Below are 23,757 nucleotides of genomic sequence, written 5' to 3' on the forward strand. Positions count from 1 at the left end.
CGCCAAGGCGTGTGATCGGGGTTACACCACGACACCGGAGTCAGGGAGTAGCCATGACGCAGACGGCGGACCGGATCGCGCCGGCGGAATCGCCACAGGCCCGGGTGGAGGACTGGCTGGCCCGGTTCGAGGCGGCGCTGGCCGCCCGGGACGCCGAGGCCGCGGCCGCCTTGTTCGCGGTCGATTCCTATTGGCGCGACCTGGTTTCCTTCACCTGGACCCTCAAGACCGTGGAGGGCCGCGAAGGCGTCGCCGGCCTGCTGCGCGCCTGCCTGGACAGTACCGATCCGCGCGGGTTCCGCACGACCGAACCGGTCACCGAGGCCGGCGGGGTGGCGGAGGCCTGGATCGAGTTCGAAACCGCCACCGGACGGGGCAAGGGCTACCTGCGCCTGAAGGAAGAGGGCGCGTGGACATTGCTCACGAGCCTGCGTGAGCTCAAGGGTTTCGAGGAGCCGGAGCGCGAACGCCGGCCCAAGGGCGTCGACCACGGCGCGGTCCGGGGACGCCGTTCGTGGGCCGAAAAGCGGGCCGACGAGCAGGAGCGGCTGGGCGCCGAGGAGCAGCCGTACGTGGTGGTCGTCGGCGGTGGCCAGGGCGGCATCGCCCTCGGCGCGCGGCTGCGCCAGATCGGCGTGCCCGCGCTGGTCGTCGAGCGCAACGACCGGCCCGGCGACTCCTGGCGCAACCGGTACAAGAACCTCTGCCTGCACGACCCGGTCTGGTACGACCACCTGCCCTACCTGCCGTTCCCGGAGAACTGGCCGGTGTTCGCGCCCAAGGACAAGCTCGGCGACTGGCTCGAGATGTACACCCGGCTGATGGAGGTGCCGTACTGGACGCGGTCCACGGTCACGTCCGCCTCGTTCGACGAGCAGGCGCGGCAGTGGCGAGTCGTCGTCAACCGCGACGGTGCGGAGGTGGTGCTCGCGCCGCGTCACCTGGTGTTCGCGACCGGCGTTTCCGGGAAGCCGAACCTCCCGTCGTTCCCCGGCATGGACGTGTTCGAGGGTGATCAGCACCACTCCTCGGCGCACCCCGGCCCGGACGCCTACGCCGGGAAGAAGGCCGTGGTCGTCGGCTCGAACAACTCCGCCCACGACATCTGCGCCGCCCTGTGGGAGCACGGCGCCGAGGTCACCATGGTGCAGCGGTCCTCCACGCACATCGTGAAGTCGGATTCGCTGATGGAGCTGGGCCTCGGCGACCTGTACTCCGAGCGCGCGGTGCGCTCCGGCGTCACGACCGAGAAAGCCGACATGATCTTCGCGTCGATCCCGTACCGGATCATGCCCGCGTTCCAGACCCCGGTGTACGACCGGATCCGCGAGCGCGACGCGGACTTCTACGCGCGGCTCGAAGCGGCCGGCTTCCAGCACGACTGGGGCGACGACGGGTCCGGCCTGTTCCTGAAGTACCTGCGGCGCGGCTCCGGCTACTACATCGACGTGGGCGCGGCGGAACTCGTCGCCGACGGCAGCATCAAACTCGCGCACGGCCAGGTCGACCACCTCACCCGCGACGCCGTGGTCCTCGCCGACGGCACCGAGCTGGAAGCCGACCTGGTCGTCTACGCGACCGGCTACGGCTCGATGAACGGCTGGGTCGCCGACATCGTCGGCCAGGAAACGGCCGACAAGGTCGGCAAGTGCTGGGGCCTGGGCTCCGCGACGACGAAAGACCCCGGCCCGTGGGAGGGCGAGCAGCGCAACATGTGGAAGCCCACGCAGCAGGAGGGATTGTGGTTCCACGGCGGGAACCTGCACCAGTCCCGGCATTACTCGCTTTACCTGGCGCTGCAACTGAAGGCGCGCTACGAGGGGATCCCGACGCCGGTGTACGGGTTGCAGGAGGTGCACCACTTGTCGTGATTCGGCGGGCTGGCCCGGTCGCTCGGCCCACGAGGCTGGCAAGGCAGGCAAAGCCCGCGAGGCTGGCAAGGCTGGCGAGGCTCGCGAGGCTGGCAGGGCTCGCGAGGCTGGCGAGGCTGGCAGGGCTCGCGAGGCTGGCGAGGCTGGCGAGGCTGGCGAGGCTGGCAGGGCTCGCGAGGCTGGCGAGGCTGGCGAGGCTGGCGAGGCTGGCGAGGCAAGGAAAGAAGCCCGGCCCGGGACGTCGGCGGGTGAGCCGAGTCCCGGGCCGGGCCCGTGGGTGCTGCTGCGATAGGTCAGCCGACGGGGCCGCTGGCCGGGGTGACTGTCACGTCGTGTTGCTGGCCGGTCTGGCCGATGACGGTGACCGTGAGCTTGTCGCCCGGGTGGTGGGTGTCCATCAGGTTGGTGAGGGTGGTCGCGGAGTCCACGGCCTTGCCGTCGAGGGCGGTGATGACGTCGCCGGCGGTGAGGCCGGCGGTGGCGGCCGGGCCGCCCGCCACGACGTCCTGGATCTGGGCGCCCTGGCCGCCGGTGCTCTGGCCGGTGCCGCCCTGGCCGAGGCTGCCCTGGCCGTTGCCGCTCTGAGCACCGGCGTCGCTGACCGAGACGCCGAGGAACGCGCTCTGTCCGATGTGGACGGAGTCGGAGCCGGTGCCCGCGACGATCTGGTGCGCGAGCGTGATCGCCTGGGCGATCGGGATCGCGAAGCCCTGGTGTCCGGTGCTCTGCTGGCCCGAGCCCTGCTGGCCGTTGCCCAGGCTGCCGTCACCCTGGCCGAGACCGCCCTGGCCCTGACCCAAGCCGCCCTGGCCCTGGCCGAGACCGCCCTGGCCCTGACCCAAGCCGCCCTGCCCTTGGCCGAGACCACCCTGGCCCTGGCCGAGGCCGCCGCGGCCCTGGCCGCCGTTGAACTGGTAGCCGGCCGAGGCGGCGGTGTCGACGCCGATCACCTGGCCGTTGGCGTTCACCAGGGCGCCGCCGGAGTCGCCGGACTGGATGTCGGCGTCCACCTGGATCAGGCCGGTGAGCTGCTCCGACGAGCTGCTGGACTCGTCCGACGCGGTGATGGACTGGTTCAGCGCCGTCACCTTGCCCGCCGCCGCGCTCGGGGTGCCGCCGGTGCCGCCGGCGTTGCCGATGCCGACCACCGCGTCGCCGACCTGGACCGAGTTCGAGTCACCGAGCGACTCGGTGGTCAGGCCGGAGGCGTTGGCCAGCTTGATCACCGCGATGTCGTGGCTGCGGTCGTAGCCGAGCACCGACGCGGTGTAGGTCTTGCCGTTGCCGATGTCGGTCACCTTGATGCTGGTGGCGCCCTCGACGACGTGGTTGTTGGTCAGGATCTCGCCGTCCGCGGTCAGCACGATGCCGGTCCCCGCGGCCGCGGCGCCCTGGTAGCCCAGCTCGGTGTTGATGTCGACCAGGCCCGGGTTCACCTTGCCCGCGATCGCGGACGGGTTGATCGACGTGCTCGAGGTCCCGCCCGGCGCGCTCTGCGAGCCGAAGTTCTGGTTGCCGCTCGCCGAGGACCCGCCCGGCGTCCACACGAAGTGCCCGACGCCCAGCCCCAGCACCACGGCCAGCCCGATCGACCCCACGGCGATCGCCGCGCTGCGCACGGGCCGGTTCGCCTTCTGCGGCTTGTGGTACGGCGTCTGCGGGAACTGCTGAGTGCCCGGGTACGCACCGTAAGCCGGGTATTGGCCGCCCGCGTACTGGTAGCCGGTCTGCGGGCCGCCCGGGTAACCCGCGTACCCAGCGGGGTACTCGGCACCGGGCTGGTACGGGTATCCGGCCTGCTGCGCGGGCCCCGGGTAACCCTCGTGCCCCTGCGGCGCGGCGCCCTGGGCCGGTGACGAGCCGTCGTGCGGCGCGCCGCCCGCAGCCTGAGCACCGAGCCCTTGACCACTGAGCCCTTGGCCGCCCAGCCCCTGACCACCCAGCCCCGGCGCGTCTCCCGCGCCCTGGGCCGACCATTCCTGACCGGGACGGCCGGGCTGCCCGGCCTGGTCCCGGTACTCCTGCGGTCCCCACTGCCCGCCGGTCGTGCCCGGCTCCTGCTCGCTCATGTCCCGCTCCAGCATCGTCATGTCCGGCTACCGCCAGGGACAAGGACACACCCTGTACCTGAGATTTTCCTTGCCGTGCTCCGTGCGGAACCTGTGTACTTCCCCCCGACCGCCGTCAGCCCCGGGCATAACCGCCAAATCGGGCGGTTTTCCACTGTCGCAAAAGGACAGACCGGGCGGCCTTGCTACCGTCGGGGGCATGAGCGAGCTGATCGAGGACGAGGCGGTCCGGGCCGCGCGGCTGCTGGACGCGCAGGCCAAGGCCGTCGAGCTGTTCGCGCAGGTGCAGGCGCGGGGCATCCTCGCGCCGGGCGTGCGCGAGACCGAGGCGAGCAACGCGGTCCGCGACCTCGCCGGGGAGCTGTTCGGCGTGGAGCGCTACTGGCACAAGCGCATCGTGCGCGCCGGGGTGAACACGCTCAAGCCGTACCGCGAGAACCCGCCGGACCGGGTCATCGGCGAGGACGACATCGTGTTCGTCGACTTCGGCCCGATCTTCGAGGAGTTCGAGGCCGACTTCGGCCGGACGTTCGTGCTCGGCGACGACCCGGTCAAGCACCGCCTGCGCGACAGCCTGCCGGTGGTGTTCGACGCGGGCCGCGAGTACTTCGAGACGCATCCGGACGTCACCGGCGCCGAGCTGTACGCGCACGTCACGAAGCTGGCGGAGGAGGCGGGCTGGACGTTCGGCGGCGCGCACTCCGGGCACCTGGTCGGCCAGTTCCCGCACGAGACGATCGACGGGGCGAAGATCGAGTCCTACATCGCGCCGGGCAGCGACCGGCCGATGCGCCGTCCCGACCGCAACGGGCAGGTCTCGCACTGGATCCTCGAGGTCCACCTCGTCGACCTGGACCGGCAGTTCGGCGGGTTCTTCGAAGAACTGCTCGACCTCGGCCACGAGAAACCCTGACCCCAGACGACGGTGGCCCCGCTCCAACCCGGAGCGGGGCCACCGTCGTCACAGCTTCAGTACCGGAACTGCTGCAGCTGCCGCCCATCGGACGAGGGCACCCAGCCGGTCCGGGTGGCGGGGTCGAACTGCGCCGAGCGCTCGGTCAGCGAGTTGTACTCGCCGCCGAACGGGCTGGACACGAAGTTCAGCCCCGAGGCCGTCGCCACCTGCTTGCCGGTGACCAGGTCCATCACCGCGAACTGGCTGGTCGCGTTGTTGTCCGTGTTCACCCCGCCCGGGTGGCCGAACGGCGTGAGCACCGGCGGCGTGCGGAACGCCACGAGACCGAGGTGGTGCACCGAATCGACGGCCAGGAACCCGCCCTGCTGCTGGCGGACCGGGATCGTGCCCGCGGACGCGAGCGTGTCGCCGGTGACCGCGTTCAGCGAGGAGGTGCCGACGATGTTGACGCTGACCGAGCGGTAGGTCAGCTGGTACAGCTTGTTCGCCGCCTCGTCGACGGCCAGCCCGCCGGCGCAGATGCTGCCCGCGTCGGACGGCCGGACCGCGCCGGAGTCCAGGTCCAGGCTGGCCACCGCGGTCGCCCCGCCGCCGAAGCAGATCGAGCTGGTGCTGGCCCGCGAGAGGTACACCAGCCCGGTCGCCTGGTCCAGCTCGATCATCTTGAACCCGCCCGCGGGCGCGCCCGGCGGATCGGCCGGCAGCGGGGTGCCGAGCTTGCCGTCGCCGAGGTTCAGCGGCAGCACGACATCGGCGCTGTCCGACGTGCGCTTGGCCAGGATCGCCGCGCGGTGGCGGGCCGGATCGACCCGGCCGCCCTGCACCGTGTACCCGTCGGTGGCCGCGGTGCCGACCGGCTTAGCCGTGGCCGTGTCGTAGGTTTCCAGCGACGAGCCGGTGGCGGTGAAGTGCAGCAGTGCCAAGCGATCCGCGTCCGCGCCGAGCACCTGGTAGCCGCCGGACGGCGACGGGTCGCTGGTGACGACCCGGCCGTAGGTCCCGGCGGCCGCGTTGTACTCCCGCACGGACTCCCCCGCGCCGGGCTCACGCAAGGCGGCGTACGACGTGCCCTGCGCAGCCGCGGCGAAACTCGTCACCGCGGTGTCGCCGGGCGCGTAACCGTCGTCCAAGGTCAGGAACGACGTCGGGGACGCCTGGCCGAGGACCCGGCCGTTTCGGTCGGTGGCGAACACGCGGACGTTGTACGACAGCGAGCCGCCGAGGCCGAGCTTCACCGCGTCGAGGGCCGCGACCCCGCTGCGTGACGGAAGCTGTTGGTAGGCCACCGATCCCGCACTCTGACCGCCCTGGTCACGGCGGTCGCCGTTCGCGTTCGTGACGGTGTTGAGCGCGTTGAACAGCGTGGGCGCGGGCGCCGAGACCTCAACGGCCGCACCGGTCGCGCCCGGCACGCCGCGGACGTCGTAGCCCAGCGAGAAGCCCGGCGCGGAGCGGGTGATCTCCACGTTGTGGGCCATCGCGCTGCCACCGGCGGCGAGCGTCGGCGCGTCCGGCCGACGGTCTCCGGTGCCGCCGACGCGGACCGCGGTGAACTCGCCGTAGGTCGGGCTGCCCGCGTTGCCGGTCACCGAGCGCTGCACGATGCCGATGCCGTAAACCCCGGCGCCGCCGGCGAACGCGGTGGCCGGGACCAGCACGTCACCCGCCGTCGCGGTGAGCGGCGCGACGAAACCGGTGCCGAACAGCGGCGCGGAAACCGGGTTCCAGTGCCCGAGTGTGGAGACGACCAGCTGCGGGTTGGACAGGGTGCGGACGCCGGTGAGGTCGTAGTGCACCTTCACCGCCTGTCCCGGGGCGACGGTCGCCGGCGCCACCGGGGCCTGAGCCTCGGCGTACGCGCCGTCGGTGGGGCCGAAGGTCAGCGTCTGCTTCGCGGACGCGACCACCCACGGCCCGAGGCGCACCTCGAACGTGACCGGCACCGTACGGTCCTCTGTGGACACCACGGGCTGGCCCGCGGCGGTGAGGATTTCGGTCGGGGTGAGCCGCACGGCGGGGACGTTCGCGGTGAACTCGTGCCCACCGATCTTCAGCGCGTACGTGGCGTTCGGGGGCGCGCCCACCACGTCGGCGCCGACCGTGACCGGGCCGAGCAGGCCTTCGCCGGTGCCGTTGGTCTGCAGGTCGATCCGGCCGCCGTCGGCGTTCTCGAGGAACTGTCCGCCAAGCCCGCCGGTGGCGACCCGGTGCGCGACCGAAACCCGCGAGATCGCCGGGGCCCGCCAGCCGCCGAGCACGGACTGCACCGCGGCGGTGACGTCGATCTGCGGCCCGACCGTCACCGGCCGGTCGGCCTGCGGCGGGCTCGCCACCGGCCGCGCCGTCTGCTCCAGCACCGAGCGGACGGCGGCCGGGTCCAGCGGCCGTCCGGTGGTCTTGGCCGCCTGCAGCACCACGGCCGCCGCGGCCGCGGTCATCGGCGCGGACGCCGAGGTGCCGCCGTTCAGCACCGGGGTCACGTCCTGGGCCGAGCCGCGCGGGGTGTGCTCGTAGACCAGGATTCCGTCGCTGGGCGCGGAAACGTTGACGCGCGTGCCGAAGCCGGAGGAGAAGTTGCCGCCGCCGTCGGTGCGCGTGGTGGCGAAGGTCGGGTTGTGCGCGGCCGCGCCGCCGGCCCGCTGCGGCACCGCGAGCGTGTCGTCCAGCGTGGTGCCGCCGACGGCGATGGCGCCGCTGTCGGTGACCTGGCTGGGCGTGGTGGAGGACGCGACGTCGTTGATGTCGGTGGTGGCGCGGGTGTCACGGGTGACGTCGGTGGGCGTGCTGCCGCCGTCCGGGCCGACCGCGGCCGGGGTGTAGAGCCGGGTGCCGTCGTTGGAGGAGACGGTGACGACGATGTGGTACTGCCGCACGATCGTCGCGATCACGGCCTGGGTCACCGGGTCGTCTTCGAGGTAGCGGCCGGGGAAGCCCGCGGTGTCGGTGCCGAAGCCGAGGCTCGCGGTGATCACGTCCGGGCGCGGGGTCTGGCGCGCGGCGGCCATCAGCGCGACCGCGATCTGGTCGGTGGTCGGCTGCTGCGGGACGACCAGCCGGTACTGCGCGCCGGGCGCGATGCCGAGCAGGTCGGTCAGGCCGGAGCCGGTGGCGCCGGGGCGCTGCCGGTCGTGCGGCAGCGGGGCCATCACGCCGAAGTCGAGCAGCACCTCGCCGAGCGCGGGGTCCTGCTGCTCGGCCGAGCCGAGCGGGTCGAGCCGGCCGGACGGGCTCGCGGTGTAGGTCGGGATCAGCGGCATCGACGGCAGGTCGAGGTAGCGCTGCCCGTTCTGGACCACGGTGGTCGGGCCGTACGTGCTGACGTAGCCGTCGCCCGCGTCGGCCATGGACTGGTCGGTGAGGTCGCCGATGGAGACGTTGGTGATGATCTCGCCGGCGCCGGGCAGCTTGCCCGGCAACAGGCTGTACGCGCCGAGCGCGTTGGTCCCGCCGGCGTTGAGGTAGCTCTGGGCCGAGGAGGTCACGCCGTAGTTCGAGGGCACCGGCGCGAGCGGATTCTGGTGCGCCTGCGGGAGTTTCGCGGCTTTCACGGCGGGCTGCGGCACGGGCACCGGGCCGGTGGACATCGCGGAAACACGCCGGTTCGGCTTCGCGCTGACGACGCCGGGGGTGGCCCCGAGCGTCTTCGCCGCGGCCGCCGGGTCCTGGCCGCCGAGGTGGACGAGCACGGTCTTGGCGAGCGCGGGCACGTCGGCGGCGTCGGGGAACACCGGCTCGACCGAGGTGGCGCCGACCTTGCCGAAGGCCGCGTTCACCCCGTCATCGGACGTTTTCGCGGCGCGGCGGCCGGCGGCCAGCGGGGCGCCGGTGACCGTGGTGCTGCCGGCGAGCTGCACGAGCACGTCGCCGGGCTGGGCGGGCGCGGTGGTCTGGGTGAAGGCGGCGCGCACGGCGTCGTCGGGCAGGTCGAAGCCGCCGAGGGCCGAAGTGCCTTGCGGCAGCGCGAGAACGGTCTTGGCGAGGGGCTTTCCGTGGGCGTCGGCGCGGGTCGCGGTGCCGTCGGCGTCGAGGGTGATCGCGCCGCCGTCCGGCATCGCGATGTGTCTGGACGGCGGGGCCTGCGGTTCCGGCGGCGGGGCGGCGGTCGCCGGCGCGGCGGTGACCGCGGCGATGGTGACCACCGCGGTGACGACGGCGAGCAAGCCGCGAAGCGGGTTCGTCTGCACGACGCTCCCTTTCTCGGGGGTTCGGGGATCCGGGGCCGGGCGGGACAGCGGCGTCCGCCCAGTGATCGGATCAATTTCCCAGTCCGCGCGCGGCTGGCGCAAGATAGCCACCATGACCAATAGTCGCCAGGTGGCGGGTTCCCGCCAGCAGCTGCGGGACCTGGACGCGCTCGGCATCCCGGCCGCGGACGCGCGGGTGTACACCGCCTTGCTGGGTCATCCGCGCACGCGCGCGGTGGACCTGGCGGAGCAATGCGGGCTTTCCGCCCAGCAGGTGGCGCGGGCGCTGTCGCGGCTGGCCACCGGCGGGCTGGCGAGCCGGGTGCCCGGACGGCCCGCGCGGTACCTCGCCGCGCCGCCGGACATCGCGCTGGGCGGGCTCGCGGCCGAGCGGGCCGCCGAACTGCGCGGCGCGCGGGCCGCGATCGAGGACCTGATGGAGGTCCACCGCGAGGCCAGCCGGTTCACCCACCCGGCCGAGCTGGTCGAGGTGGTCACCGGCGCCGAGAACATCGACAGCCGCGTCCGCCGGCTCCAGGACGGCGCCCGCACGCAGATCCGCGGCTTCGACCGCCCGCCGTATGTCAGCCCGCCCGGCGGCAACCTCGGCCACGAACACCGGCGGCTGACCGACGGCGTCGCGTACCGCGTGATCTACGACCGCGAGGCGATCGCCCTGCCCGGCCGCCTGCACGGCGACATCCTGATCAGCGGCACCCACGGCGAACGCTCGCGGGTCCGTCCGCAGCTGCCGATCAAAATGGTGCTGGCCGACGAGCAGACGGCGGTGATCCCGATCAGCTCGTCCCCGCACGTGGTGGACGCGGCGTACATCATCCACGCCTCCGCGTTGCTGGACGCGCTGGTGACCCTGTTCGAGGCGGAATGGGACCGGGCGGTGCCGCTGAACGAGGCACTCAACCCCGCAACGTCCGGGCGCGATCCGGAGACGAGCGAGCTGCTGGCTTTGCTCGCGGCCGGTCAGACCGATGCGGGAATCGGGCGCGCGCTGGGGTGGAGCCCTCGCACCACGCAACGACGGGTCCGGGCCTTGATGACCGAGCTGAACGCGACCACGCGGTTTCAGGCCGGGATGAACGCCCGCGAGCGCGGCTGGCTTTGAGTGGCGGTGAGAACTGGAAAGTCTTGGGGCGCCTGGACTTCAGCGCCTGGCAGTGATCCGCAGCCTCGCCCGGCCCGGGCGAACCAGACCGGGATGAACGCGGGCGGGCACGACGGGCTCTGACCCGCGAGGAGCACGAGGCTTGGGAGCGACCGGCCTTCACCCCCGGCACCGGCGAGGAGCCGAGGTCCCGGCCGACCGGTGAACCAGACAGGAAATACCTGGGGCGCCTGGACTTCAGCGCCAGGCATTGATCCGCAGCCTCGCCCGGCCCGGGCGAACCGCCGAGACGAACGCCAGCGAGCGGCTGGCTCCAAGCCGCGAGCAGACGAGAAAGCCTTGGGTCGACTGGGCTTCAGCCCCGGCACCGGCGGGGAGCCGAAGCCTCGGCCAACCAGGGAAACCAGACAAGAAAGTCTTGGGGCGCCTGACCTTCAGCGCCAAAGCCGGAGGAGATCCGGGGCCCCGCCCGGCCCGCCGAAGCAGGCCGGGCGAGTCCGCGGGGACCCGCGCCAACGGGATCCCCGCCCACCGCCGTAGAGCAGGCGGCGTCCGGTGGGGTGGCGGTTCGCAAGGTGGGCCCGCCCGCGCCGTGCACGGCCGATGCCTTGTCCGCCAGGGATTTCTAACTCACGTGCACGTAGTCCACGACGAGCTGCTGCGGGAACTGCGTGCTGCCGTCCGGGTCGCCGGGCCAGTCGCCGCCCACGGCGAGGTTCAGGATCAGGAAGAACGGGTGGTTGTAGACCCATTGGTTGCCGTTGAGGTCCGCCGGGGTGCGGGTCTCGTAGGCGTTGCCGTCGACCGACCAGGTGATGCTCTCGCCGTTCCAGTCCACCGCGTAGGTGTGGAAGTCGTCGGAGAAGTTGGGGCCGTTGTACGCGGCGCCGATGCCGTTGGCGCCGGAGTAGCCCGGGCCGTGGATCGTGCCGTGCACGGTGGTCGGCTCCTTGCCGATGTTCTCCATCACGTCGATCTCGCCGTCGGTCGGCCAGTTGCTGCCGCCGAGCATCCAGAACGCGGGCCACATGCCCTGCCCGCGCGGCAGCTTCATCCGCACCTCGATGTGGCCGCCGCTGGTGGAGAACTTGCCGGCCGTGTTCAGCCGCGCCGAGGTGTACTCGCACGCGCCGTACCAGCAGTTGTTGCCGGAGTTCTCCTTCTTGGCGGTGATCACCAGGTGGCCCTGGCCGTCGAGCGCCGCGTTGGAAGCGCCCGCGGTGTACCACTCGCGCTCGTGGTTGTTGCCGCCGTTGTCACCGGTCTCGTAGGTCCACTTCGAGCCGTCGGCCGGGCTGCCCGCCGGGCCGTCGAAGTCGTCGGAGAACTGGTCCAGGATCTTCGCGTCTTTCGCCGGGGCGGGCGTCGGGGCGGCGCTGCCGGCCGGGGCGGCCGCGAGCGTGACCGCCGCGGCGACCGACAAGGCTGCCGGAATCGCCAGCAGCCGCCACCGTGCGGACGTCTTCAGAGACTTCATCGTCATCCTCGTCCCTCGAGGAGCGGCCTGGCGGCGCCACCCCGGGTTTGTTGTGGATGGCAACAAAGTATGCCCGTGCCGTTCTTCACAGGCAAGACAAGACGTGAGACATTTTCCGACAACGGAGCCGAGCGGGACGGATCCGGGGTGCATCCGGGCAGAACCGGCCGCCCCACCCTGCGGCAGCGCGCGCCAGCCCGTCAGCTCACCGCCGGGATGACCTCCTCCAGAGGACCGGCCGGAGACGCCTCGGTCAGCCACAGCACGCCGCTCGGAGGCAGCTGCAACACGGCCGACGCGGGCTGCCCGTGCCACGGCTCCACGGTCGCCTCCACCGAGCCGAGGTTCCCGACGCCGGAGCCGCCATAGGCTTCCGCGTCGGTGTTCAGCAGTTCGGTCCAGCGACCGGCGGCGGGCAGGCCGACGCGGTAGTCGTGGTGCGGCACGCCGGCGAAGTTGGCGACGCAGGCCAGGCGCGAGCCGTCGGAGCCGATGCGCAGGAAGCTCAGCACGTTGCCGCCCGAGTCGTTCGCGTCGATCCACTGGAAGCCCTCGGGCCGCACGTCGCCGCTGAACAGCGCCGGGGTGTCGCGGTAGATGCCGTTGAGGTGGCGCATCAGGTCGCGCACGCCGCGGTGCAGTGGCTGCTCCAGCAGGTGCCAGTCGAGCGAGTCCGACTCCGACCACTCCTGCGGCTGGCCGAACTCGCCGCCCATGAACAGCAGCTGCTTGCCCGGGTGCGCCCACATGAACGCGAGCAGCGAGCGCAGCCCGGCCGCCTTGTTCCAGTCGTCGCCCGGCATCCGCTGCCACAGCGATCCCTTGCCGTGCACCACTTCGTCGTGCGAAAGGGGCAGCACGAAGTTCTCGCTCCAGGCGTACACGAGCGAGAACGTCATCTCGTTGTGGTGGAACGCGCGGTGCACCGGCTCGTGCCCGAGGTAGCGCAGCGTGTCGTGCATCCAGCCCATGTTCCACTTGAAGCCGAAGCCGAGGCCGCCCAGATGCGTCGGGCGCGTGACGCCGGGCCAGGCGGTGGACTCCTCGGCCACCATCACCACGCCCGGGTGTCGCTTGTAGACAGTCGCGTTCAGCTCCTGCAGGAACCGCACCGCGTCGAGGTTTTCGCGGCCGCCGTACTCGTTCGGCAGCCACTCCCCCTCCTTGCGCGAGTAGTCCAGGTAGAGCATCGAGGCGACGGCGTCCACGCGCAGGCCGTCGAGGTGGAACTCCTCCAGCCAGTACAGCGCGTTGGCCACCAGGAAGTTGCGCACCTCGTTGCGGCCGAAGTTGAACACGAGCGTGCCCCAGTCCGGCTGCTCGCCGCGGCGCGGGTCCTCGTGCTCGTACAGCGGGCTGCCGTCGAACCGCGCCAGCGCCCAGATGTCGCGCGGGAAGTGCGCGGGCACCCAGTCCACCAGCACGCCGATCCCGCGCTGGTGCAGATGGTCGACCAGGTAACGGAAATCGTCCGGGTCCCCGAAGCGCGAGGTCGGCGCGTAGTAGGAAGTGACCTGATAGCCCCAGGAACCGCCGAACGGGTGCTCGGCCACCGGCAGGAACTCCACGTGCGTGAAGCCGGTTTCCTCGACGTACTCGGCCAATTGGTCGGCCAGCTCGCGGTAGCCCAGGCCCGGGCGCCACGAGCCGAGGTGCACCTCGTAGACGCTCATCGGCGCGTCGGCCCAGTTCGTCGCCTCGCGGCGCGCGGCCCACTCCTGGTCGGCCCAGGTGTACTGCGACTGGGTCACCTTCGACGCGGTGGCGGGCGGGACCTCGGTGGCGAACGCCATCGGGTCGGCCTTCTCGTGCCAGTGCCCGTCCGCGCCGAGGATCCGGAACTTGTAACAGCTGCCCACCGTCACGTCCGGGATGAACAGCTCCCACACGCCCGACGAGCCGAGCGAGCGCATCGGGTGCCCGCGGCCCTCCCAGGCGTTGAAGTCGCCGATCACCCGCACCCCGCGCGCGGTCGGCGCCCACACCGCGAACGACACGCCTTCGACAGTGCCGTCCGGGGTTTCGTAGGCGCGGACGTGCGCGCCGAGCACGTCCCACAGCCGCTCGTGCCGGCCCTCGCCGATCAGGTGCTGGTCCAGCTCGCCGACCGTGGGCAGCCAGCGGTACGGGTCGTCGGTGACCACGGTGTGCCCGTCGTAGTCCACCTCGACCCGGTAATCGCCGGGGTGCTCGGGCAGCGGGGCCGCGAACAGCGCGTCGGCCACCCGCTCCAGCGGGAACCGGGCCCCGCCCGCCAGCACCGTGACGGCCTTCGCGCCCGGGTGCAGGGCGCGCGCATAGATGCGCTTGCCGTCCGAGTGCACGCCGAGCACCGAGTGCGGGTCGTGGTGGGACCCGGCGAGCAGGTTGTCGATGTCCTGCGGCGACGGGGCGGCATCGGGCAGGTCCCGGGGAGCCGTGGTCACTGGTCACTCACCTCCGTGCGTGATGCGGGCGATCGCCGCGAGCGGGACGGCCAGCCAGTCCGGCCGGTTCGCGTGCTCGTAGGCGACCTCGTACACCGCTTTGTCGAGTTCGAAGGCACGGAGCAGTTCCCCGTGCTCGCGCGGGTCGCCGAGCGGCGCCGCGGCGCCCAGGGCGTAACCCTCGCAGAAGGCGGCGCGGTTGCGGCGCGCCCACTCCAGTGCCCGCTCGGTCAGCGCCGGATCCTCCGGCTGGCCGACGAGCAGTTGCTGGGCCGCGTAGTCGAAGGAGCGCAGCATGCCCGCGACGTCGCGCAACGGCGAGCGCAGCGCGTGCCGCTCCGCCACCGGCGCGGCCGGCTCGCCCTCGAAGTCCAGCAGCAGCCAGCCGCCGACGGTGCGCAGCACCTGGCCGAGGTGCAGGTCGCCGTGGACGTACTGCATCGAGATCGGCGAGGAGCCCGGCGGCAGCTCGCGCACGGCGTCGAACGCAGCGCGCAGCGCCGGCACGTGCTCGGCCAGCTCCGGCACATCGCGGGCGACCTCGTCGAGCCGGTCGGCCATCGCCTTCACGGTGCGGTCCAGCTCGTTGTCGTCAACCGGCTCGGTGCCGAGCGCCGACGCGAGGTCCGCGTGCACCCGCGCGACGGCCGTGCCCAGCCGCTCGGCCTCGCCGGCGAAGTCTCCGCCCAGTTCTTCCGGCCGCAGCTCCGGCTCCGCCATCAGGTCGCGCACGCTGGTGGTGGCCATCGCCCAGCCGTCGACGGCGTCGGGCAGGAACACCTGCAGCATGCCGATCGTGGTGGGCTCCCCGGCCAGCTCGCCGGTGATCGAGCCGACCACCTCGGCGATGTGCTCGCAGCCCGCGGCCTGCAGCGCGCGGTGCAGCAGCAGGTCCTTGTTGAGGCCCGGGCTGAGCTTGCGGAACAGCTTGAGGATGTACTGCCCGCCGTAGACGAGCGAGGTGTTGCTCTGCTCCGAGGTGATCGGCCGGGCCCGCAGGCCCCCGGTCAGCACCGCGCCCGGTTCGTGCTCGAAGACCAGCGGGCCGACGCGCTCGCCGGCCACGATCTTGTCCAGCAGCAGGGCGGTCAGGTCCGCGTCGCCGCTCGCCTCGTAGAAGTTCAGCCCGCCGTCGGCCCCGATCCACGACCCCGAAGCGATCTCCGGCGGGTGCGACCGGCGGCCGACCAGCAGCTGGTACGGCTCCTGCCGGTCCCCCTGGATCACCTCGACGACCACGTGCAGCAGCTGCGGGTCGCCGTCGATCAGGACCGTGGCCCCGAGCGGCCGCACCGCGGTCACCGGCCGGTCCTTGCCCGCGAACCACCGCTGGGACGGCAGCCAGCCCGGGAGCTCGGTGACCAGTTCGTCGACCAGGTGACCGGGGTCGGTCAAGGGACTCACCTCATCTCGCCTTCGTCTTCCGGCTCGAGGAGCTGGAACCAGTAGAACCCGTGACCGGGCAGCGTGAGCAGGTAGGGCAGCTCGCCGATGCCGGGGAAACGGACTCCGCCGGTCAGCTCGACCGGCACCCCGCCGCGGTGCGCGGCCAGGTCCAGCTCCACCGGCTGCGGGAAGCGCGACAGGTTGTTCACGCACAGCACCACGTCCTCGCGCCCGTCCGGGCGCCGCCACTGGCGCTTGTAGGCGAGCACGCTCGGGTTCGACCCGCCCAGGTCCACGAAGTCGCCCTCGGCGAACGCGTGGTGCTGCTTGCGCACCTCGATCATCCGCCGGGTCCAGTTCAGCAGCGACGAGGCGTTGTTCGACTGCGCCTCGACGTTCAGCGCCTGGTAGCCGTAGACCGGGTCCATGATCACCGGCAGGTAGATCCGGCCGGGGTCGCAGGCGGAGAAGCCGGCGTTGCGGTCCGGGGTCCACTGCATGGGGGTGCGGACCGCGTCGCGGTCGCCGAGCCAGATGTTGTCTCCCATGCCGATCTCGTCACCGTAGTACAGAACGGGTGAGCCCGGCAGGGACAGCAGCATCGCGGTGAACAGCTCCTGCTGGTTGCGGTCGTTGTCCAGCAGCGGCGCCAGGCGCCGGCGGATGCCGATGTTGGCCTTCATCCGCGGGTCCTTGGCGTACTCGGAGTACATGTAGTCGCGCTCTTCGTCGGTGACCATCTCGAGCGTCAGCTCGTCGTGGTTACGCAGGAAGATGCCCCACTGCGTGCCGCTCGGGATCTGCGGGGTCTGCAGCAGGATCTCCGAGATCGGGAACCGGGACTCGCGGCGCACGGCCATGAAGATGCGCGGCATCAGCGGGAAGTGGAACGCCATGTGGCACTCGTCCCCGCCGACCGCCGGGTCGCCGAAGTACTCGACCACGTCCGAGGGCCACTGGTTGGCCTCGGCCAGCAGGATCCGGCCCGGGTACTCGTCGTCGACCACCTTGCGGCAGCGCTTGAGGAACTCGTGCGTGCGCGGCAGGTTCTCGCAGTTGGTGCCCTCCTGCTCGAACAGGTAGGGCACGGCGTCCAGCCGGAAGCCGTCGATGCCGAGGTCGAGCCAGAACCGCAGCACGTCCAGCATCGCTTCCTGGACGTTCGCGTTCTCGTAGTTCAGGTCGGGCTGGTGGGAGAAGAAGCGGTGCCAGTAGAACTGGCCGCGCACCGGGTCGTACGTCCAGTTGGACGTCTCGGTGTCGACGAAGATGATGCGCGCGTCGGCGTAGCGGGAGTCGTCGTCGCTCCACACGTAGTAGTCGCCGTACGGGCCGTCCGGGTCCGAGCGCGACTGCTGGAACCACGGGTGCGCCTCGGAGGTGTGGTTCAGCACCAGGTCGGTGATCACCCGGATGCCGCGTTTGTGCGCCTCGGTCAGCAGGTGCACGAAATCGTCCACGCTGCCGAACTCCGGCAGCACGGCGCGCCAGTCGCTGATGTCGTAACCGCCGTCGCGCAGCGGCGAGGCGTAGAACGGCGGCAGCCAGAGGCAGTCCACGCCCAGCCACTCGAGGTAGTCGAGCCGGCCGGCCAGCCCGCGCAGGTCGCCGGTGCCGTCGCCGTTCGAGTCGGCGAACGCGCGCACCAGCACCTCGTAGAACACCGCGCCCTTGAACCAGTGCGGGTTGCTGGGCGCCTGCTCGGCCGCCTCGAAGTCGCCCGCCTGCGGTTCGACCAGCATGCCGTCGGCGTCCATCGCCTCCCCGGTGTGGGGCACTCCGTCCAGGTCCAGTCCCAGAGTCGCGTCGGGCCGGTCACCCTTGTCCATGAACTCCACCTCGTCCCGCGTTCGCTGGGTACGTTCGATCGTCCCTGCCGCATGCCGCCGGCGCAGGGTGGTTGGCCAATCCGCTGAATTGTCGGAGTGCTGAGGTGCCGGAAAGCCGGCGAGTCGTTACGCGAGCCGGCGTCGCACGGCGACCACGTGGGCCACCGCACGCCACGGTTCGAGCCGGACGAAATTCGCCTGGCCCCAGTCCCAGGTCTCCCCGGTGACCTCGTCGTGCGCGATCAGCCGCTCGTGCCATTCGAACCCGAGCGAGTCGAGGTCGAGCCAGAGGGTGCCCTCCTGGGCGCCGTGCGGGTCGAGGTTCACCACGGTCACCACGGTGTCGCCGGTGGCCGGGTCCTGTTTGGAGTAGGCCAGCAGCGCGCCGTTGTCGACGTGGTGGAACCGCAGCGACCGCATCCCGTGCAGCGCCGGGTGCGCGTGCCGGATCGCGTTCAGCTTGGTGATCCACGGCTCCAGCGAACGGCCCTCGGCCAGCGCCTTGGCGAAATCGCGCGGGCGCAGCTGGTACTTCTCCGAGTCGAGGTACTCCTCGCTGCCCGGGCGCACCGCCTGGTGCTCGAACAGCTCGTAGCCGGAGTACACGCCCCAGGTCGGCGACATGGTGGCGGCGAGCGCGGCGCGCACCGCGAACATGCCGGGACCGCCGTGCTGCAGCGATTCGTGCAGGATGTCCGGGGTGTTGACGAACAGGTTCGGCCGGCCGTGGTCCCAGTGCTCCACCAGGTCGACGCCGAACTCGACCAGCTCCTCCTTGGTCGTGCGCCAGGTGAAGTAGGTGTAGCTCTGGGTGAAGCCGAGCTTGGCCAGCCCCCACAGCCGCGCCGGGCGGGTGAACGCCTCGGCCAGGAACAGCACGTCCGGGTGCGCGTCCTTGACCGACTGGATCAGCCAGGCCCAGAAGTCCGGCGGCTTGGTGTGCGGGTTGTCCACCCGGAAGATCCGCACCCCGTGCGAAACCCAGTGCAGCACCAGCCGCAGCACCTCGTCGTAGATGCCGCGCGGGTCGTTGTCGAAGTTGACCGGGTAGATGTCCTGGTACTTCTTCGGCGGGTTCTCCGCGTACGCGATCGAGCCGTCCGGCCGGGTGGTGAAGAACTCCGGGTGCTTGAGCACCCACGGGTGGTCGGGCGCGGCCTGCAGCGCGAGGTCGAGCGCGACCTCCAGGCCGAGGCCCTCGGCGCGCGCGGTGAACTCGTCGAAGTCCTCCATCGTGCCGAGGTCCGGGTGGATCGCGTCGTGCCCGCCCTCGTCCGCGCCGATGGCCCACGGCGAGCCGACGTCTTCCGGCCCGGCGCCGAGGGTGTTGTTGGGGCCCTTGCGGTTCACTCGTCCGATCGGGTGGATCGGCGGCAGGTACACGACGTCGAAGCCCATGCCCGCGACGCGGTCGAGCGCCTGCGCGGCGGTGGCGAAGGTGCCGTGCACCGCCTCGCCGTTCTCGTCGACGCCACCGGTGGAGCGCGGGAACAGCTCGTACCAGGAGCCGAACGCGGCGCGCTTGCGGTCGACCCACAGCTTGAGCGGCTTGCCCTTGGTGATCAGTTCCCGCACCGGGAACTCGTGCATCAGCCGGCGGACTTCCGGCGACAGCGCGGCGCCGACCCGCCCGGCCAGGTCGCGCTCGTCGTCGCGCAGCATCGCCGCGGCGCCGGCCAGCAGGCCGCGCTCGGCCCGGCGGTCCGGGCGGCGGGAGACGCGGTCGAGCAGCCGCGCGCCGTTCTCGAGGTCGTTCTCCAGCTCGCCGGGCCCTTGCCCAGCCGCGATCTTGACCTCCACGGCGTGCTCCCAGGTCGCCCAGGGATCACTCCACGCGTCGACGCGGTAGGTCCACATGCCCTCGGCGTCGGGCACCACCACGGCGGCGAACCGGTCGAGCCCGGTGCCCTGTTCCACCATCCGGGTCTGGCGCGAGACCCGGTCGCCCGGCCCGCGCCACGCGACCGTGGCCGACACCGCGTCGTGGCCCTCGCGCCACACCGTCGCGGACACCGGGAAGTGTTCTCCCACAACGGCTTTGGCCGGATACCGGCCACAGCTCACGGTGGGCGTGACCTCGTCGATACCGAGCCGGCCGGTCATGGCAACGCCCCTTTAACCGAATTCGTGACTGTGCGGACGCGAGCACGGTCAGTGTGCCTGATTCGATCAAAGCCCTTGACAGCGGGGCCTTTCCCCGAACGTACCCGCCACCCGGACGGGCGACACGACGCCGTACGGCGGAAGTTCTTTCACGTTACGGGTTTCGCCACGCCGGGACCCGCGCAGCGAAATCGTGAACATCACGCGACTTTTGTGTTTCGCGCCCGCACCCGGGACCGCGCCCGCGCCCCGCCCGCGCCGCTCCGCGTGAATCGCCCCAATGCCGCATTGGGTGCGTTGGACGCACCCAATGCGGCGTTCGGTGCGCTCAACCTGGATCCACCGATGATCTTGGTGGTGGGTCGTGTCGTGGATGCGCAGATGCCCTCTGACTTGGGATGATTGTTCTTGCGACGGAACAAGAGTCCACGAGTGGGAGGGCATCTGCTGATGCGATCGTCTCATATGGCTGGCGCGTTGTCGGTGCGCTGTGATGATCCGGATCTCGTGTCGCAGGCTGGTGTGGTTCCGGTGATGCGGCTGGCCGAGCACGCCGGGCTGGCGGATGTGGCCGACGAGCTGCTGACCCTGGGTGGCACGAAAGGGTCGAACGCGGGGGCGAAGATCGCCTCGATCGTGGCGGGCATGGTCGCCGGCGCGGACTCGATCGACGATCTGGATGTGCTGCGCCACGGCGGGTTACCGGCCCTGTTCGGCGGGATCCGGGCGCCGTCGACGCTGGGCACGTTCCTGCGGCATTTCACGATCGGGCACGTGGCGCAGCTGGAGAGAACGGCCGGGCAGGTCCTGGCCCGTCTCGGTGAGCTGGCCCCGGGTGTGCTGCCGGTGCCGGAGGCGGCCGGGCGGCCGGTGTTCCTCGATCTGGACTCCAAGATCAGCCAGGTGTTCGGGCGGAGCAAAGAAGGCGCGGCGTTCGGCTATACCAAGGTCCGCGGGCTGAACTTCCTCGCCGCCACCCTCTCCGGCGGCCGGGACCGGAGCGCGCCGGTGATCACCGGCACCCGGTTGCGCGGCGGCAACGCCGACACCCGCCGCGGCGCGGCGTCGTTCCTGCGGCAGAACCTGACCACCGCGGCCCACGCCCTGGGGACAGGACAGAAACTGTGGGTGCGCATGGATTCCGGGTTCTACGTCGGGAAAGTCATCAAGACCGTCACCGACGCCGGGCACTGGTTCAGCGTCACCGCGCCGCAACGCCAACCGATCCGCGCCGCGATCGCCGCGATCCCCGAGACCGCCTGGACAACCATCACCTACGACCAACCGGTCCACGACGGCGAGACCGGGACACGGATCCACACCGCCGAGATCGCCCTCACCCGCTACACCGCGTTCACGAATCCCACCACCCAGCGCGGACAACGGATCACCGCCGACCTGGTCGTGCGCCGCACCCCCGCCCACACCCCAGAAGAGGCGCCGGGACTGTTCACCGCCTGGCGCTACCAGGCCATCTTCACCAACTATCCCGCCGGCCCGGCGGCCATCGAGGCCCACCACCGCGCCCGCGCCGGGGCCATCGAGCAGGTCTTCGCCGACCTGTCCGACGCCGCCCTCGCCCACTTCCCCTCCGGCCGCTTCGCTGCCAACGCCGCCTGGCTCACCCTCTCCGCCCTCACCCACAACCTCCTGCGCGCCGCAGGCCACCTCGCCTCCACCTTCCACGCCAAAGCCAGAACCGGCACCATCCGCCGCCACCTCATCCACCTCGCCTCCCACATCACCCGCACCCCCTCCGGCCAGATCGTGCTGCACCTGCCCCGCAACTGGCCCTGGGCAGCCCCCTTCACCACCCTGTTCACCAGCACCCACCCACCACCACACCCAGCCTGAACCCCACCCGCCCCACCCCGAAAACAGGGCCTGACCGGAAACCACACGTGGACGCGCTGGACCAGCCAGCACGACCCAGCACGCCCACACCCCAACCCAAGATCACCAACCCACACCAAGATCACCAACAAACTCATCGGTGGATCCAGGCTCAACGCAACCAACGCCACATTGGGGCGCTTCAGGCGACCCACCGGACGGGTGAGCGGCGCGAGTGGGAGGCGCGGGTGGACGGGTGAGCGGCGCGAGTGGGAGGCGCGGGTGGACGGGTGAGCGGCGCGGGCAGGAGGCGCGGGTGAGCGAGGCGGCACGGGTCGGTGGGCGGGCGGTTCCCTCACGGCGTCTGCGGGCCTTCGATGAAATCGCGCGGGGCGCGCAGAAGGAGCAGCGACCGCGCCTCGACGGTGATCCGCGCCTTCGGCTCCAGCACGGCGGGATGGGTCGAGACCCCGTCGGCGGTGCTGGTGTCGAGGGTCGGCTTGTAGGTCTCGCCGTACTCGCGCCCGGGCAGCACCACCTCGAGCGGCTCGTCGCCGGCGTGCAGGATGAGCAGCCACGAGTGGTCGGTGACCAGCGCGCCCTCGCGGTTGCGGGCCTGGCTGTTGGAGCCGTCGATCCACAGGCAGAGCGAGCGGCGGTCGTCGTCGAACCAGTCGACCTCGTCGAACTCCTCGCCGTCGGGGCGGAACCAGATCAGGTCGGGCTTGCCGCTGGGCGTGGTCCGGCCTTCGAAGAACTCCGGCTGGCGCAGCGCCGGGCTCTCCGCGCGGATGCGGACCAGCCGCCGGGCGAAGGCGAGCATCGGCTCCGAAGCCGCCGACGGCGTCCAGTCGAGCCAGGAGGTCTCGTCGTCGAGGCAGTAGGCGTTGTTGTTGCCGCCCTGGGTGCGCCACATCTCGTCGCCCGCGGTGAGCATCGGCGTGCCGGTGGACAGCAGCAGCGTGGCGAGCAGGTTGCGGGCCTGGCGGGTGCGCAGCGCGAGCACGCCCGCGTCGTCGGTCTCGCCCTCCACGCCGTGGTTCCACGAGCGGTTGTCGTTGGTGCCGTCGCGGTTGTCCTCGCCGTTGTCCTCGTTGTGCTTTTCGTTGTAGGACACCAGGTCCCGCAGTGTGAAGCCGTCGTGGGCGGTGACGAAGTTGATCGACTGCCACGGGCGGCGCAGGTTGTGGTCGTACAGGTCCGAGGACCCGGACAGCCGGAAGGCGAGGTCGCGCACGCCGGTGGCGCCGCGCCAGAAGTCACGCAGGGTGTCGCGGTAGCGGCCGTTCCATTCGGCCCACTGCGCGCCGAAGTCACCGACGCGGTAGCCCTCTCCCGTCGCGTCCCACGGCTCGGCGATGAGCTTGCAGCCGGAGAGCACCGGGTCGGTGGTGATGGCCGTGAGCATGGTCGAATCGCGGTCGAACATGCCGCCGCGCGGCCGGCCGAGCGTGCTGGCCAGGTCGAAGCGGAAGCCGTCCACGCCCAGTTCCTGCGTCCAGTACCGCAGGGAGTCGGTGACCAGCCGGACGACGGTGGGCGAGCCCGCGTCGAGGGTGTTGCCGCAGCCGGTGATGTCGGCCATGTGCCCGCGCTTGGTGTGCAGGTAGTAGGCCGGGGCGTCGAGCCCGCGCAGCGACAGCGTCGGCCCGTCCGGCCCGCCCTCGCAGGTGTGGTTGAACACCACGTCGACGATCACCTCGATGTTGGCCGCGTGCAGCGCCGCCACCATGGTGCGGAACTCCTCGACCTCACGCCCCGGCTCGCTCGCGTAACGCGGGTGCGGCGCGAAGTAGCCGAGCGGCGAGTAGCCCCAATAGTTGTGCCGGCCCGCGCGGATCAGCGACGGCTCGTCGGTGAACGCGTGCACCGGCAGCAGCTCGACCGTGGTGACGCCGAGCCGGGCCAGGTGCTCGATCGACACCGGGTGCGCGAGGCCGAGGTAGGTGCCGCGCAGCGCCTCCGGGATGAACGGGTGCTGCTGCGTGAACCCCTTCACGTGCACCTCGTAGATCACCGACTCCTCGAACGGCACCTCGGGCTTTGCGCCGGTGTCCGGCCCGCCCGGCGACATCACCACCGAGAGCGGCACGCTGCCCAGGGAGTCCACAGTGGACGCGGGGCCGCGGGCCGGGTCGCCGACGAAGCCCTGCGCGGCGTGCAGGTTCGTCAGCCGCCCGGTGATGCGGTAGGCGTACGGGTCCACGAGCAGCTTCGCCGGGTTGCAGCGCAGCCCGCGCGAAGGGTCGTACGGGCCGTGCACGCGGTAGCCGTACCGCTGCCCGGGGGTGACGCCGGGGACCAGGCCGTGCCACACGCCGAAGGTGCGCTCGGTGACCTCGATCCGGCGCTCGGACCCGTCGTCCGCGATCAGGCAGACCTCCACCGCGTCGGCGACGGCGGAGGTGACGGCGAAGCGCACGCCGCCGGCCTCGGGGTAGGCCCCGAGCGGGAACGGTCGTCCGGCGAGGACCTGGGTGTCGGATGCGGGTCGCGTGGCCATGGGCAGATCCTCCCAAAGTCCGCGCCCGAACGGGACC

The 23,757-nt window shown here is 71.5% G+C and carries 11 protein-coding genes and 1 pseudogene; 4 read left to right on the forward strand and 8 right to left on the reverse strand.

What is annotated here, in order from left to right:
- The first annotated feature begins 53 nt into the window (after positions 1-53).
- The gene (locus tag OG371_RS43615) at positions 54-1,871 is read left to right on the forward strand and encodes a flavin-containing monooxygenase (protein WP_329063025.1); all 1,818 of its coding nucleotides are present in this window, start codon (positions 54-56) and stop codon (positions 1,869-1,871) included.
- 293 nt (positions 1,872-2,164) lie between these two features.
- Here the strand turns inward: OG371_RS43615 and OG371_RS43620 are convergent, their stop codons facing one another.
- The gene (locus tag OG371_RS43620) at positions 2,165-3,961 is read right to left on the reverse strand and encodes a trypsin-like peptidase domain-containing protein (RefSeq protein ID WP_329063027.1); all 1,797 of its coding nucleotides are present in this window, start codon (positions 3,959-3,961) and stop codon (positions 2,165-2,167) included.
- A 178-nt stretch (positions 3,962-4,139) separates the two neighbouring features.
- On the opposite strand from OG371_RS43620, the gene OG371_RS43625 reads away from it, so the two are divergent.
- Positions 4,140-4,853: a M24 family metallopeptidase gene (locus OG371_RS43625; RefSeq protein WP_329063029.1), complete on the forward strand. Its 714-nt coding sequence runs from the start codon at positions 4,140-4,142 to the stop codon at positions 4,851-4,853.
- 56 nt (positions 4,854-4,909) lie between these two features.
- Here OG371_RS43625 and OG371_RS43630 read toward each other — a convergent pair whose 3' ends face one another.
- Complete coding sequence (locus OG371_RS43630) at positions 4,910-9,040, reverse strand: S8 family serine peptidase (RefSeq protein ID WP_329063031.1); 4,131 nt, start codon at positions 9,038-9,040, stop codon at positions 4,910-4,912.
- A 112-nt stretch (positions 9,041-9,152) separates the two neighbouring features.
- Between OG371_RS43630 and OG371_RS43635 the strand changes: the two genes are divergently transcribed.
- Complete coding sequence (locus OG371_RS43635; RefSeq protein WP_329063033.1) at positions 9,153-10,163, forward strand: helix-turn-helix domain-containing protein; 1,011 nt, start codon at positions 9,153-9,155, stop codon at positions 10,161-10,163.
- Positions 10,164-10,791: 628 nt separating this feature from the next.
- Here the strand turns inward: OG371_RS43635 and OG371_RS43640 are convergent.
- From OG371_RS43640 to OG371_RS43660, 5 genes and pseudogenes are all read right to left on the reverse strand, one after another.
- A pseudogene (locus tag OG371_RS43640) lies at positions 10,792-11,631 on the reverse strand (glycoside hydrolase family 16 protein); the annotation flags it as partial.
- 209 nt (positions 11,632-11,840) lie between these two features.
- Entirely contained in the window at positions 11,841-14,066 is a 2,226-nt protein-coding gene (gene glgB, locus OG371_RS43645) for a 1,4-alpha-glucan branching protein GlgB (RefSeq protein WP_329063034.1), read from the reverse strand.
- Between the two features lie 3 nt (positions 14,067-14,069).
- Entirely contained in the window at positions 14,070-15,461 is a 1,392-nt protein-coding gene (locus OG371_RS43650) for a maltokinase N-terminal cap-like domain-containing protein (RefSeq protein WP_329063036.1), read from the reverse strand.
- A 5-nt stretch (positions 15,462-15,466) separates the two neighbouring features.
- Positions 15,467-17,281, reverse strand: coding sequence for a maltose alpha-D-glucosyltransferase (gene treS / locus OG371_RS43655; protein WP_329063038.1), 1,815 nt, complete (start codon positions 17,279-17,281; stop codon positions 15,467-15,469).
- A gap of 126 nt (positions 17,282-17,407) precedes the next feature.
- Positions 17,408-19,384 (reverse strand): alpha-1,4-glucan--maltose-1-phosphate maltosyltransferase, encoded by a 1,977-nt coding sequence (locus OG371_RS43660; protein ID WP_329063040.1) that lies wholly within the window; start codon positions 19,382-19,384, stop codon positions 17,408-17,410.
- Between the two features lie 465 nt (positions 19,385-19,849).
- Between OG371_RS43660 and OG371_RS43665 the strand changes: the two genes are divergently transcribed.
- Positions 19,850-21,238 carry an IS1380 family transposase gene (locus tag OG371_RS43665; protein WP_329062161.1) on the forward strand — a complete coding sequence of 463 codons (1,389 nt, stop codon included), beginning with the start codon at positions 19,850-19,852 and terminating at the stop codon, positions 21,236-21,238.
- A gap of 334 nt (positions 21,239-21,572) precedes the next feature.
- On the opposite strand, the gene glgX is transcribed toward OG371_RS43665, so the two are convergent.
- Complete coding sequence (gene glgX / locus OG371_RS43670; RefSeq protein WP_329063041.1) at positions 21,573-23,720, reverse strand: glycogen debranching protein GlgX; 2,148 nt, start codon at positions 23,718-23,720, stop codon at positions 21,573-21,575.
- Positions 23,721-23,757 lie beyond the last annotated feature (37 nt).

Source organism: Amycolatopsis sp. NBC_01480, from assembly GCF_036227205.1.
GTDB lineage: Bacteria > Actinomycetota > Actinomycetes > Mycobacteriales > Pseudonocardiaceae > Amycolatopsis.